We start from the raw sequence: 14,330 nt of genomic DNA on the forward strand, positions 1-14,330 counted from the left end.
CAGGGGTTCTCTTCGGACAGTGCCCGGCGGGGGCGACCCGGCGCGACGAAAACCTCCTACGGAGGCGGTCAACCCGCCGGCAGGGATCTTCGTCCCATTCACACCGGAACCCGAACAACGGGTTAAGGCGATAGGAACAGCGAACCGATCTACGACGAACGGCGCGCGCCCCGCCGGGGCGGCCCGCGCCCCTCGGCCTCCGTGCCCGGAACCCGCACGTTTCCCCCAAGGTCGGGCAGTACATCCCCCAACTCTTCACGAAGAGGGAGACGACCTTGCCTGAGAGCAGTACCTTTCCACGGCCGGCGCCCGCCACAAGGACGGTCGCGGTCGTCCTGGCCGGCGGCAGCGGCCAGCGCATCGGCCTGGCGACGCCCAAGCAGCTCCTGAAGATCGCCGGGAAGACGATCCTGGAGCACACGCTCGACGTCTTCGAGCAGGCCCCGCGCGTGGACGAGGTCATCGTGATGATGAACCCCGGCTTCGTCAACGACGCCGAGGCCATCGTGCGCAAGGCCGGGTTCACGAAGGTGACCCGGGTGCTGCCGGGCGGGACCTCACGCAACGCCACCACCCGGCTCGCCCTGGACGCCCTGTCGCACCTGCCCGCCGACACCACCAACCTGCTGTTCCACGACGCGGTCCGGCCCCTGCTCTCCCAGCGGGTCATCGACGACTGCGTCACCGCCCTGGAGACCTACCGGGCCGTGGACGTGGCGATCCCCTCCTCGGACACCGTCATCGAGGTGGACGACGACGTCATCACCGACGTCCCCACCCGCGCCCGGCTGCGCCGCGGCCAGACCCCGCAGGGCTTCCGCCTGTCCGCCATCCGCGACGCCTACGAGCGCGCCTGGGCCGACCCGGACTTCGAGGCCACCGACGACTGCACCGTCGTCCTGCGCTACTCCCCCGGCACCCCGATCCACGTGGTCGCCGGCGAGGAGCAGAACATGAAGGTGACCCAGCCGGTCGACATCTTCATCGCCGACAAGCTCTTCCAGCTCTCCTCGGCGGACACCCCCGAGTTCACCGACCAGGACCGCGACCGACTGCTCGGCGGGCGGACCGTGGTGGTCTTCGGCGGCAGCCACGGCATCGGCGCCGAGGTCGCCGACCTGGCGGAGAAGCACGGCGCCCGGGTCTTCCGCTACTCGCGCAGCGCCACCCGCACCGACGTGGCCGATCCCGCACAGGTCGCCGCCGCCCTGGAGCAGGCGCACAGCGCCACCGGCCGCATCGACCACGTGGTCAACACCGCCGGGGTGCTGCGCATCGGACGGCTGGACGCCACCGGCCCGGAGGCGATCGAGGAGGCGCTGCGGGTCAACTACCTGGCCCCGGTGCACATCGCCCGGGCGGCCTTCCCGTACCTCGCCCAGACCAAGGGCCAGCTGCTCCTGTACACCTCCAGCTCCTACACCCGGGGCCGGGCCGAGTACAGCCTGTACTCCTCCACCAAGGCGGCGACCGTCAACCTGACCCAGGCCCTGGCCGACGAGTGGTCCGAGGACGGCGTGCGCATCAACTGCATCAACCCCGAGCGCACCCGCACCCCTATGCGGGTGAAGGCGTTCGGCGAGGAGCCCTCGGGCACCCTGCTCAGCGCCGAGAAGGTGGCCCGCACCTCCCTGGACGTGCTGCTGTCCGACCTCACCGGCCACGTCGTCGACGTCCGCCGCGAGGACCCGGTGGCCGCCGCCCGGGCGCGCCGAACGGAGGGGGCGAAGTGAACCGGCTCCGCCATCTGGGGGTGAACGGCACCGCGCTGGCCGTCCTTGCGGCCATGGGGCTCTCCTTCCTGCTCCAGGCCGTCGAGGTGGCCATGGCACAGGTCTGGGTGTTCGGGGTGCTGGCCCTGGTCCTGTACACCACCGAGTGGATGGTCGCCCAGCGCGTCACCGTGCTGACCAAGGTGCTCAGCCGCATTCGGGTGGGGCTCACCGTGCGGATGCTGCTGCGGCAGATCCTCCTGATCGCGCTGTACGTGTCCGTGGGGGCGATCGGCACCCCGGCCTACTGGTCGACGTTCGCGGGGCTGGCCGCGTTCTTCGTGCTGTCCCTGGGCTACGACCTGATGCGGATGCAGATCCTGCGCCGCTCCCGGCTGCCGGTGCGGACCCGCAACCTGGACCTGTCGGCGCTGAACCTGCCGCAGGTCCCCCGGTTCGTGCGCGAGCTGCCGATGAACCGCGTGTTCCTCGCCGACTTCGCCCTGGTGGCGGGCGGTGTGGCGCACCTGGCCGGCGGGCCGGAATGGCTCGCGGTCGGCGGTGCCGCGCTGAGCGCGGGCGCGGTCCTGGTGCTGGCGCTGGCCACCGTGCCGACGCTCCTGGCGCACCTGCGCTTCCCCTCCGACGCCGAGGTCATCGAGGAGGTCAACGAGCGGCTGCGCGCGTACCGGCCCGAGGTGGTCCTGTACTTCACGTTCGGCGTGGGCAGCCAGAACGGCGTCTACCAGGCCAACATGTGGCTGGAGGCCGTGGAGCGGCTGGACCGGCGGGCCCTGGTGGTGTTCCGCGAGCACGCCAACCTGCCGCACCTGGAGCCGACCCCGCTGCCGGTCGTGTGCGTCCCGCGCGCCGACGACCTGGCCGCCCTGGACCTGTCCACGGTGCGGGTGGCCCTGTACCCGGGCAACGCGGGCAAGAACATCCACCTGGTGCAGCGCGCCGAGATCAAGCACGTGTTCGTCGGGCACGGCGACAGCGACAAGCTGCCCAGCAGCAACCGGGTCAGCCGGATCTTCGACGAGATCTGGGTGGCCGGCCGCGGCGGACGCGAGCGCTACCGCAGGGTCCGGCACGCCATCGACGACCGCGACGTGGTGGAGGTGGGCCGCCCCCAGCTGGACGTGGTCGAGGGTCCGAGGTCGGCGGCCGAGCGGTCGGTGCCCACCGTGATCTACGCGCCCACCTGGGAGGGCGTGGACGACAACAACTACCTGACCTCGGCCGACACCGTCGGCGTGGAGCTGGTGGAGCGGCTGCTGGCCGGCGGCGGACCGGTCCGGCTCATCTACAAGCCGCACCCGCTGCTGGGCAAGCGGTCCCCCCTCGCCGCGGCGGCGCACCGGCGGATCGTGGAGGCGATCACCGCGCACAACCGCCGCCTGGACCCGGTGCCCCCGGAGGCCGAGCGGCGGCTGGCGGAGCTGCGGGCGCGGATCGAGCACTTCCGGCGGGAGTCCTCGGAGCGGAGCCTGACCCCGGGCGACCTGGCCGGGTACCGGGACCTGCTGCGGCAGTGGCACGACCTGTACTGGACGTCGGCGGGGCCGCTGCGCCACCACGTGGTCACCGACCCGTTCCCGACCCTGTTCTCGTGCTTCAACGAGTCGGACGCGATGGTCAGCGACATCTCCAGCGTGGTGGCCGACTTCATCGCGAGCGGCAAGCCCTACGCCATCGCGGACCTGTGGGACACCGCCGACGACGAGTTCCGCGCGCAGTACCCGTCCGCGGGGGCCGGGTACCTGCTGCGCCCGGGCCTGGCCGGGCTGGACGAGGTCCTGGCGGCCGCCCGGGAACCGGCGGGCGACGCCATGGCCCGCCGCCGGGAGGTCCTCAAGGAGTACCTGCTGGGACCGGACGAGCCGGACGCCCAGACCCGGTTCTCCGCGGCCGTGGACGACCTCTACGAGCGGGGTCTGCGGGACTTCCCGCTCGGCACCTTCGCCGAGCCGGTCCCGGCCGACCCGTTCCGCGGGGACGGTCCCGGCGGATTCGCGGAGGGGCCGCCGGCGAGCGGCGGGGACGCCGTCCCGCCGCGCCTCCGGGAGGCGCTGCGCCCCCGGGAGACGGGGGCGCCCTCCTGAGCAGGGCCGACGGCGGAGGGCCCGGGTGCGGAGCACGTCCCCCGACGTGTTCCGTGACACCGGGCCCCGCCTCCGCGAATCCCTGTCCCCCGACCAGATGACTTCTCGGAAATCCTTTGCGAACCGATCCCCCTTGGTGAGTCAACCAACCGACTAACCCTAGGTAAACCCCATATCCTGTTAAAACGTCCTTTATCTGCCCGTAGAGTCTGGTCCTGGACGTATCAGAGTCGAACCGAGACCGACTCCACCGCCCATCACCTGCGGGAACACCCGCTCTTTTCCCTCACCGGAGTCCAGCTTGCCCAGTCATGCCACCGAGCCCGTCGCCCGTCCCGTGACCAGAACCGTCGCCATCGTCCTGGCCGGTGGCAGCGGTCAGCGAATCGGTCTGGCGACGCCCAAGCAGCTGCTGAAGATCGCCGGGAAGACGATCCTGGAACACACCCTGGAGATCTTCGAGCAGGCTCCGCGCGTGGACGAGGTCCTCGTGATGATGAACCCCGGCTTCGTCAACGACGCCGAGGAGATCGTGCGCAAGGCCGGGCTCACCAAGGTGGCCCGGGTACTGCCGGGCGGGACCTCACGCAACGCCACCACCCAGCTCGCCCTGGACGCCCTGTCGCACTACTCGGCGGAGAACACCAACGTGCTCTTCCACGACGCGGTCCGGCCCCTGCTCTCCCAGCGGGTCATCGACGACTGCGTCACCGCCCTGGAGACCTACCGGGCCGTGGACGTGGCCATTCCGTCCTCGGACACCATCATCGAGGTGGACGACGACGTCATCACCGACGTCCCCACCCGCGCCCGGCTGCGCCGCGGCCAGACCCCGCAGGGCTTCCGCCTGTCCGCCATCCGCGACGCCTACGCCAAGGCGTGGGCGGACCCGGGCTTCGAGGCCACCGACGACTGCACCGTCGTCCTGCGCTACACCCCGGACGTGCCGATCCACGTGGTCGCCGGCGAAGAGCAGAACATGAAGGTGACCCAGCCGGTCGACATCTTCATCGCCGACAAGCTCTTCCAGCTCTCCTCGGCCGCCACCCCGGAGTTCACCGAAGAGGACTACGCCGCACGGCTCGTCGGCAGGACGGTGGTCGTGTTCGGCGGCAGCTACGGGATCGGCGCCGGGATCGCCGACCTGGCGGAGAAGCACGGCGCCCGGGTCTTCCGCTACTCGCGCAGCGCCACCCGCACCGACGTGGCCAACCCTGCCGACATCGCCGGGGCCCTGGAGCAGGCGCACAGCGCCACCGGCCGCATCGACTACGTCGTCAACACCGCCGGGGTGCTGCGCATCGGCCGCCTCGACCAGACCGACGACGCCGTCATCGAGGAGGCGCTGCGGGTCAACTACCTGGCCCCGGTGCACATCGCGCGCGCCGCCTTCCCCTACCTCGCCCAGACCAAGGGCCAGCTGCTCCTGTACACCTCCAGCTCCTACACGCGCGGACGCGGCGAGTACAGCCTGTACTCCTCCACCAAGGCCGCCACGGTCAACCTGACCCAGGCCCTGGCCGACGAGTGGTCCGAGGACGGCGTGCGCATCAACTGCATCAACCCCGAGCGCACCCAGACGCCCATGCGGGTCAAGGCGTTCGGCGAGGAGCCCGCCGGGACGCTGCTCAGCGCCGAGAAGGTGGCCGTCACCTCGCTGGACGTGCTGCTGTCCGACCTCACCGGCCACGTCGTCGACGTCCGCCGCGAGGACCTGCCGGGCATCGGCGCCACCGGGGGCGCCAAGTGAACAAGCTCCGCGAACTGAGCCGGGAGACCCTCTTCGGAGCGGCCCTGCTCGGCCTCACCTACCTGGTCATGCTCGCGGGTGTCATCACCGAGTCGTGGTGGGTCTTCGCGATCGGCGCGATCGGCAGCTACGCCATGGACGCGCTGCTGCTGCACCGGATGCACGAGCTCGCCAAGCTGATCCAGCAGATCCGGCTGGGCATCACCCCCCGCGCGCTGCTGCGCCAGCTGCTCGTCCTGGGCCTGCTCATCACCACGACCAGCGCCACCTCCACCGGCATCGGCATGGTCCTGCTGGCGTTCCTGCTGCTCTTCGGCCTCCAGCTCGTGGCCGGCATCGCCGCCCGGCTGCTGCGCGTGGAGCGCAAGCTGCCGATCGTCACCCGCAACATCGACCTGACCGCGCTGAACATCCCCGACAGCCCGCCGATGCCCCTGGTGCGCGAGCCCATGAGCCGGCTGCTGCCGCTGGACGCCTTCCTGGTGTTCGGCGTCGTGGGGTACGTGGCGCTCGGCTCGGCGTGGATCGTGGCGGCCGGCGCCGTGCTGACCCTGGGCATCACCGTCCTCGGGCTGCTGATGCTGGCCTGGCACATCCGGCGCGCCCGCGCCATCCCCTCCCCCGAGCGGGTCATGGAGTTCACCCAGTCCTGGCTGGACTCCTACCGGCCCGAGGTCATCCTGTACTTCTCCGGTTCGGCCGACTCCACCTACCAGGTGAACATGTGGCTGGACACCATGGCCCGGCTGCCCCGGCGCGGGATCATCGTGCTGCGCGAGCGCGCCATCGCCGCCCAGCTGGCGCCGACCGCCGTCCCGGTGCTGTGCGTCCCGACCTCGACCGACCTGATGGCGCTGGACTTCGGCCCGGCGCGGGTGGCCCTGTACCCGGCCAACACCGGCAAGAACATCCACATGCTGCGCAACCCGATGATCAAGCACGTGTTCATCGGCCACGGCGACAGCGACAAGATCGCCAGCGTCAACCCGTTCAGCAAGGTCTACGACGAGGTGTGGACCGCGGGCCGGGCCGGGCTGGACCGGTACGTGCGCGCCCAGGTGGGCGTGCGCACCGACGAGGTCGTCGAGGTGGGCCGCCCCCAGCTGGACTCGATCCGCACCGACACCGCGCCCAACGCCGTCCGGACCGTGCTCTACGCGCCCACCTGGGAGGGATGGACCGACGAACCCGGCAACACCTCCCTGATCGACGCCGGCCCCGCCCTCATCGCGGGCCTGCTCAAGGCCGAACCGCGGGTACGCGTCCTGTACAAGCCGCACCCGTTCACCGGCATCCGCTCGGGCCGGGCGCGCCGCGCCCACCAGAAGATCGTCGCGCTGCTGGAGGCCGCGAACAAGGCCGCCGGCCACAGCGAGCGGGACACCCGCGAGCTGGCGGCGCTCGACCGCCGCCTGGCCGCCTTCGACGACGACCGGGGCGCCACCGACGAGGCCCACAACTCGCGCGAGGAGGGCAAGGCCGACCCCGCGCTCATCGAGGAGCTGGCCGCCCTCACCGAGGAGTGGCACCGGGTGTACTGGGAGGGCCAGCCCGACACCGCGCACCTGGTCATCCAGGGCCCGCGGCCGTCGCTGTACTCCTGCTTCAACCAGGCCGACCTGCTCATCAGCGACATCTCCAGCGTGGTGGCCGACTTCGTCGCCACCGAGAAGCCCTACGCGATCACCAACTGCGAGGGCATCACGCACGACGAGTTCCGCGTCAAGCACCCCACGTCGAGCGCGGCCTACCTGCTCGACCCCGACGGCACCGGGCTGGACACCGCCCTGGCCGCCGTGCACCTGGACGGCGCCGACGAGATGGAGGAGCGCCGCCGGGAGCTGCGCACCTACCTGCTCGGACCGTCGGACACCAGCTCCATGAGCCGCTTCACCGCCGCCGTGGACGACCTCTACGAACGCGCCGCCGAACTGCGGCCGCTGGACTCCGCGGAGTCGGACAGCACGTCCGTCGCCGTGTGACCACCCGGAAGGAACAACTCTGCCCATGGCAGCGAAGACGTCGGTGCCCGACGACCTGCAGCGGCTGATCCGCTACCTCCCCGAGTCGGACCAGGAGGAGCGGGACCGGGCGGGCGAGGCCGCCCGCTCCTTCGTCGACGGCCTGCCCGCGGGCGCCCTGGCCTCCCTTCCCCCCCTGACCCGGAGCAGGCTGTGGCTGACCGCCCACCGGCGCTGGGACGAGGCCGTCGCCCTGGTGCGGTTCGAGCGCGACAACCCCGGGGCCTTCCACGTGCGGGGACTGCTGTCCCCGGTGCTGGAGGTCCCCGGGGTGGCCCCCGGTATCCTGCCCAAGGAGGTGGCCGGGCTCTCCGACAAGGAGATCCCGCTGGTCACCCGGCTGACCGAGATGGTGTGGGAGAACGGCGTCCTGGTCCTGCGCGGCTACGCGCACGTGCTCAACGTCCCCGTCCCGGGCCGCCCCCGCCTGCCGGTGCTGGCCTGGCTGACCCGGAAGGGGTCCCGCAAGCGGGTGCCCCTGAAGACGGTGCACCGGCGGGAGCCGCTGGCGACCCTGCACTCCAAGCAGGGCCTGCACTGCTACGACGGCTCCGGGTTCGAGATCGTGGTCGACCCCGCGCGGCTGCGCTCGGGTGCCGGCTGGGAACCGGGCACGTGGTCGCTGACGCTGGCGGTGTGGGCGTTCGGCCGGGCCCGCAGGGGCGGCCTCGCCGCCGGCGAGGTCGGCACCGCGGGGCACGCGCACGCCCGCGGCCTGGACGACCGCACCCTGTGGGTGAGCGGGTTCACCAAGAAGCGCCTGGAGTTCCGGGTCGAGCCGCTCCGCGCCGAGCTGCGCGGCCACCGGCGCGAGGGCGACGACCTCGTGCTGGACCTCTCCGCGCCGGTGGACCGGCTGGTCGTCTCCCGCACCGAGGACGGCACCGAGGTGGAGACGGAGCACCCGGTCGACGGCACCTCGGCGCGCGTCCCGCTGGACGCCCTGCGGGTGTCCACCGGGGCCACCCGAGAGCTGCGCGTGCGCACGGTGACCGGCCGGGACCGGTCCCCCGTCACCGTCCTGGACGGGTCCGTGACCGGGGCGCACCCCGTGGGCGACGACCGCGAGATCTCGGTGGGCGCCAGTGCCGAGGGCCGCCTGGTCCTGCACGACCGGGTGCGCCAGCCCGTGGTGGAGGCGCTGCGCTGGGAGCAGGGCATGCTGCACCTGTCCGGCACCTACACGGGGCCGTCCCGGGACCGCGTGCTGGTGCTGCGGCACGGCGAGCGGTTCGAGGAGATCCGGGTCCCCGTCACCATCGGGGACGGGCGGTTCGAGGCCGTGATCGACCCCGACCACCAGGACTTCTTCGGCGCCCTGCTGCCGCTGCGCCAGGGCCGCTGGTACCTCTCGCTGCGGGCGGCCGACCGGTGGGACCACCACGAGGACGTCCCCGTCAAGATCAGCCCCGCCCTCATCGGCTCGCTGCCCCTGCGGCACGCCGGGAAGCACCGCGGGTACACGGTGGACCGGAGGTTCCACGACCGCGTCTTCCTGGCCCCGGACAGCATGCTGACGCTGGAGGAGAAGGGCGCCTACCGGCAGCGGCTGCTGCGCGAGGAGTACCTGCGGGCGCGCCGGGAGGAGCCGCTGCGCGAGGCGGTGCTCTACACGAGCTTCACCGGCTCGCAGTTCTCCGACTCCCCGCGCGCGGTGTACGAGGAGCTGGCCCGGCGCGGCGTCGATGTGGAACACGTGTGGACGGTGCGGGACGGCCAGGTCGCCCTGCCCGAGGGGGTCACCGGCGTGGACTACTCCAGCCGGGAGTGGTACGAGGCCCTGGCCCGCTACCGCTACATCGTGACCAACGTGAAGATGCCGGACTGGTTCCTGCGCCGGGAGGGGCAGACCGTCGTCCAGACCTGGCACGGCACCCCGCTCAAGAAGATCGGCGCCGACCTGCTGGGCACGCCCAAGGCCAACCGGGCCTACATCGCGAACCTGCCGCACATGTCGCGCCAGTGGGACTTCCTGGTGTCGCCGAACACGTTCTCGACCCCGATCATGCGCAACGCCTTCAGCTGCGAGGCGGAGATCCTGGAGTCGGGCTACCCGCGCAACGACGTCTTCCACGCCCCCGACCGGGACGTGCGCGCCAAGCGGGTCCGCCAGGCCCTGGGGCTGCCGGAGGGCAAGCGCGTGGTGCTGTACGCGCCGACCTGGCGGGACGACCAGCGCTACGGCGGCAAGCGGTTCAAGCTGGACCTCCAGATCGACCTGCCCGCGCTGCGGGAGGAGCTGGGCGAGGACCACGTGCTGCTGTTCCGCAAGCACCCCAAGGTCCTGGACAGCATCCCCGGGGCGGGCCAGGGGTTCGTCTGGGACGTGACCAAGTACCCGGACATCGCCGACCTCTACCTGATCGCGGACGTCCTGGTCACCGACTACTCGTCGGCGTTCTTCGACTTCGCCCACTCGGGCCGGCCGATGCTGTTCTACACCTACGACCTGGAGCACTACCGGGACACGCTGCGCGGGTTCTACTTCGACCTGGGCGAGAAGGCCCCGGGGCCGCTGCTCAAGACGTCCGAGGAGCTGATCGCGGCGCTGAAGGACCTCGACGGGATCGTGGAGGAGTACCGGGAGCGGTACGAGGAGTTCGTGCGCGACTTCTGCGACCCGTCGGACGGACGGGCCACGGTCCGCGTGGTCGACCGCATGCTGAACGGGCGCGGCTGAGCCCGACGCCGACGAACGGGGCCCCGGACCTGCACGGTCCGGGGCCCCTCGTCCGTTCGGGGGTCACCAGCCGCCGTCGGGGTCGTCGGCGTCCAGTGGTGCGAGTACTCCGAAGGTGCCCTCGTCGTCGTAGAAGTGCTCCTCCCCCTCCTCGTACTCGTCCTCCTCGAAGTGCGGCGCCATGGGTGCCCTCCTGTCGTGCCGGTCGGCTGTGATCAGGACGCCGGTTCTGGCAAACGGGTTGCCATAAAAACCCCATACGTTTACAAAAGGCACATGTCGCCGCGGGGCCGCCGAGGGCCGGGCATGTGAACTGGGACACTGTTTCCGCAGCTCAGGGCTACGCCGCGACACAGATTTCATCTCGACTGGACAACGTCAACCCTTTTATGGCCAGATCCGGACAAAGCCCCCGGATACTGAAGCGGCAGGGCATTCCCCGGGCGCCGTCATCCCTCCGGCGCCCAGCCGCGCGCCCGGACCACGGCCGCCGCCCCCTGCCCCACCTTCACCGAGCCCAAGGCACACCCTTGTCCTCTTCTGTCCAGAGCCCCGTGCTCAACACCCTGCGCGCGCCCGTGTCCCGGCGCCGCGACGACATCGAGGGGCTCCGCGCGGTCGCCGCGGTCCTCATCGCCGTCTACCACATCTGGTTCGGCACGGTCTCCGGCGGCGTCGACGTCTTCCTGCTGCTCACCGGCTTCCTCGTCACGGGGTCGATGGTGCGGGCGCTGGAGCGCGACGGCCGCATCGGCGTCGGCGCGTTCTGGAGCCGCACCGTCCGGCGGCTCTTCCCCGCCGGGGCGGTGGTGCTCGCGGCGGTGCTGGCCGGGGCGTTCCTGTTCATGCCGCGCTCGTCCTGGACGGCCGTCATCGCCGACGTGCAGGCCGCGGCGCTGTACCACGCCAACTGGCACCTGGCGCTGGGCTCGGTCGACTACATGGCGCGGGACTCCTCCTCCAGCCCCGTCCAGCACTTCTGGTCGCTGGGCGTGCAGGGGCAGTTCTACCTGCTGTGGCCGCTGCTGCTCACCCTCGCGGCCCTGGTGGCCGCGCGGCTGGGCGTTCGGGTGCGGGCCGCCGCGGTGGGCACCGCCGCCGCGGTGTTCGCCCTGTCGTTCGGGTACTCGCTGTGGATCACCGCCACCGAGCCGACCTGGGCCTACTTCGACACGGGCGCCCGCCTGTGGGAGCCCGCGCTGGGCGGCCTGCTGGCCCTGTTCCTGCCCTTCCTGCGGCTGCCCCGCGCGCTGCGCCTGGCGGCGGGCTGGATCGGGCTGATCGCCCTCGTCGCCTGCGGCGCGGTCATCGGGGACTCGCTCCCCTACCCCGGGGCCGCCTCGCTGTGGCCGGTGCTGGCGGCAGCCCTCGTCCTGGCCGCGGGCGCCGGGGAGGCGCCCGGGCGGTGGTCCGCCGGGCGGCTGCTGGGCCTGCGCCCGCTGGTGTGGCTGGGCCGGCACTCGTTCCCGCTGTTCCTGTGGCACTGGCCGGTGCTGGTCTTCTACCTGGAGGTCACGGACCGGGTGCGGCCGTCGTTCACCGGCGGCCTGATGGTGCTGGGCGCGTCCCTGGCCGCCGCCCTGGCCACCTCGTGGATCCTGGAGGGCGGCATCGACCGGGTGCTGCGCGACCGGCGGACCCCGTCGTGGTCGCTGGCCGCGGGCGTGCTGTTCGCCGTCCCGGTCCTGGTCGGCTCCCTGGCCTGGGGCGCGGGCATCGAGCACGAGCGGGAGGTGCGCGCCCGGCTCAGCCAGGACCCGACCGCCTACCCCGGCGCCGCCGTGCACCTGAGCCCGGACCTGGCGGCGAACCTGCCGCCGCTGCCGGTGTACCCGGACACCACCACGGTCAAGCAGGACACCATCGCGCAGACCAGCGAGTGCAACGTGACCATCCCCTCCACCGAGCTGATCTCCTGCGAGTTCGGCGACGTGGACTCGGAGTACACCCTGGTCCTCACCGGCAGCTCGCACGCCCGCCACTGGTTCCAGGCGCTGCGGCCGATCGCCGAGCACCACGGCTGGCGGCTGGTCATCATGACCAAGAACGCCTGCCAGTTCAGCGCCGCGGAGCAGGAGCTCGAGGGCCGGGTGTACGAGGAGTGCGCCACCTGGAACGCGCAGGTCGCCCAGGAGATCGAGCGGACGGCCCCGGACGCGGTGTTCTCCCTGGGCACGCTGTCCCAGCAGGGCGACGGGTCGCAGGAGCACGTGCCCGACGGGTTCGTGCGGCGGTGGGAGTGGCTGGAGGGGCTCGGCGTCGACGTGGTCGCCGTCCGCGACACCCCCCGCTTCTCGTTCGACGTGGCCGACTGTGTCGACCGCGGAGGCCACTGCGCCCAGGACCGGGGGTACACCCTGGCCGACTCGTCACCGCTGGCGGCCGCCGCCGAGGCGGGGCGCCTGCCGGGCAACGTGCGGGCCGTGGACATGACCGGCTACCTGTGCGGCGACCGGGAGTGCCCGGGGGTGATCGGCAACCAGCTGGCCTACTACGACGACAACCACTTCTCGTTCGCGTTCTCGTCGTCGCTGTCGGTCCTGCTGGAGCCGCTGCTGCTGGAGGCGCTGCCGGACGCCCCGGTCGCCGACGCCACCCTCGCCGACCGCACCTCCACGCTCATCGACGGCGTCGAGGAGGCCGCCGCCGGCTGACGGGCCCGCCCGCAGGGCGGCAGGGGCCGCCGGACCCGCGTCCGGCGGCCCCTCGGGCGTTCAGGGGGCCGACCACTGGGCGCGGGGGCCCTGCCGGAGCAGGGACGGGGCGGCGCCCAGGTCGGCCAGCACCCGGCGGCGGGCGCGGCGGTGCACCCCCGCGTCGAGCAGGGCCGGGCGGGCCGGGAGGTCGCCCAGCCGGGCCCGGTGCACCAGCGCCGCCAGGCGGCGGGTCCAGTCCTCCCGCTGCGGCGGGTGGAAGTGGTTCTCCCGCGCCCAGGCCGGGTAGGGCGCCCGGAAGCGCAGGGCGCGCAGGTCGTCGAGGGTCCCGAAGACGCCACCGTCCTGGAACACCGTCGCCCCCGGGTCCTCGCCGACGTCGCCCAGGATGATCACCGGGACGTCCAAAGCGAGGGCCTCCAGGGCGGCCGGGGAGCCGACGGTGACCAGGCCGCGGGCCCGGTCCAGCTGGTCGGCCACCGGCCCGGGGCGGAAGAGCACCGTGTGGTCGTGGACCCGCCCGGCGGTGACCAGGCCGCGCCACAGCTCGGCGTAGTCGCTGCCCGGCGCCTCGGTCCGCCGTTCGCCCGGACACACCACGACCTCCAGGTCGGGACGGCTCTCGGCCAGGTCCGCCAGCGCCTCCAGGATGCGCTCGCGCTGCCGCGCGGTGCCCGGGGCCCGGTCCTGGGCGGCGAACACGACCCGGTGCGGGCGCCCCCGGCGGCTCTCGCGGGCCGCGGGCAGCGGCAGCCCCGCCAGGGCGACCCCGGTGCCCACCCCGAGCTTCTCGCCCAGCTCGGAGAACGCCGCGACCTCCCGCAGGCTGTGCAGGACCAGCAGGTCCGCGCGGGCCCGGTGGAGCCACTCGTGCTCCCCGGCGGGCAGGGCGGGCCCGGGCAGGGTGGTGACCACCACGGGCCTGCGCCGCCCCGTCGGCAGGATGTCGCCCAGGGCGTCGGTCACCCGGGCGGTGCAGTTGAGCATGACGACGTCGGGCACCCGGCGGCGGATCAGGCGGCGCAGCTCGGGCAGCGTCAGGACGGGGACCCGGCGGCCCGCGAGCCCGCTGTCGGCGACGGCCCGGCGCAGCTGCGCGGGGGCGGGGGTGATCGGTGACCGCACGACGGCGAGGCCGACGGTGTGACCGTGGCCGGGCAGGGCGTCGAACATGGCCGCGGACAGGCGAACGTACGGTTCGGAGTCCGCAACGGCCACGACCGTCAGGTCCATACCGCCGAGGTCGGGGTCGGTCACGTCGGTCCTCCTGGGTGGGTCCGCGCGGCACCGGGAACGCCGAAGTGGCCGCGGTGGGTTCGGGATACGCCGACAGACTACACACCCGGAGTATTGGCCTGGATACCCTTCGCAGTAATGACTGTTCGTCGGGGTGGTCATCATCTCCCCT

At 72.4% G+C, this 14,330-nt stretch carries 7 protein-coding genes; 6 read left to right on the plus strand and 1 reads right to left on the minus strand.

Annotated features, from left to right (window positions below):
• Positions 1 to 275 precede the first annotated feature (275 nt).
• From ABZ249_RS15415 to ABZ249_RS15440, 6 genes are all read left to right on the plus strand, one after another.
• Positions 276 to 1,733 carry a bifunctional cytidylyltransferase/SDR family oxidoreductase gene (locus tag ABZ249_RS15415; RefSeq protein WP_355262649.1) on the plus strand — a complete coding sequence of 486 codons (1,458 nt, stop codon included), beginning with the start codon at positions 276 to 278 and terminating at the stop codon, positions 1,731 to 1,733.
• Entirely contained in the window at positions 1,730 to 3,817 is a 2,088-nt protein-coding gene (locus ABZ249_RS15420; protein ID WP_355262652.1) for a glycerophosphotransferase, read from the plus strand. Before ABZ249_RS15415 ends, ABZ249_RS15420 begins: the two co-directional genes overlap by 4 nt.
• Positions 3,818 to 4,154: 337 nt before the next feature.
• Complete coding sequence (locus ABZ249_RS15425) at positions 4,155 to 5,567, plus strand: bifunctional cytidylyltransferase/SDR family oxidoreductase (protein ID WP_355262655.1); 1,413 nt, start codon at positions 4,155 to 4,157, stop codon at positions 5,565 to 5,567.
• Positions 5,564 to 7,549 carry a glycerophosphotransferase gene (locus ABZ249_RS15430; RefSeq protein ID WP_355262658.1) on the plus strand — a complete coding sequence of 662 codons (1,986 nt, stop codon included), beginning with the start codon at positions 5,564 to 5,566 and terminating at the stop codon, positions 7,547 to 7,549. The genes ABZ249_RS15425 and ABZ249_RS15430 overlap by 4 nt, the downstream gene beginning before the upstream one ends.
• A gap of 25 nt (positions 7,550 to 7,574) precedes the next feature.
• Positions 7,575 to 10,268 (plus strand): CDP-glycerol glycerophosphotransferase family protein, encoded by a 2,694-nt coding sequence (locus ABZ249_RS15435; protein WP_355262661.1) that lies wholly within the window; start codon positions 7,575 to 7,577, stop codon positions 10,266 to 10,268.
• Positions 10,269 to 10,798: 530 nt separating this feature from the next.
• Positions 10,799 to 12,922: an acyltransferase family protein gene (locus ABZ249_RS15440; protein ID WP_355262664.1), complete on the plus strand. Its 2,124-nt coding sequence runs from the start codon at positions 10,799 to 10,801 to the stop codon at positions 12,920 to 12,922.
• 60 nt (positions 12,923 to 12,982) lie between these two features.
• Here ABZ249_RS15440 and ABZ249_RS15445 read toward each other — a convergent pair whose 3' ends face one another.
• Positions 12,983 to 14,179, minus strand: coding sequence for a DUF6716 putative glycosyltransferase (locus ABZ249_RS15445; RefSeq protein ID WP_355262667.1), 1,197 nt, complete (start codon positions 14,177 to 14,179; stop codon positions 12,983 to 12,985).
• Positions 14,180 to 14,330: the final 151 nt, after the last annotated feature.

Origin of the sequence: Nocardiopsis sp. NPDC006139 (assembly GCF_040614155.1) — a bacterium.
In the GTDB taxonomy this organism is placed as follows: domain Bacteria; phylum Actinomycetota; class Actinomycetes; order Streptosporangiales; family Streptosporangiaceae; genus Nocardiopsis; species Nocardiopsis changdeensis.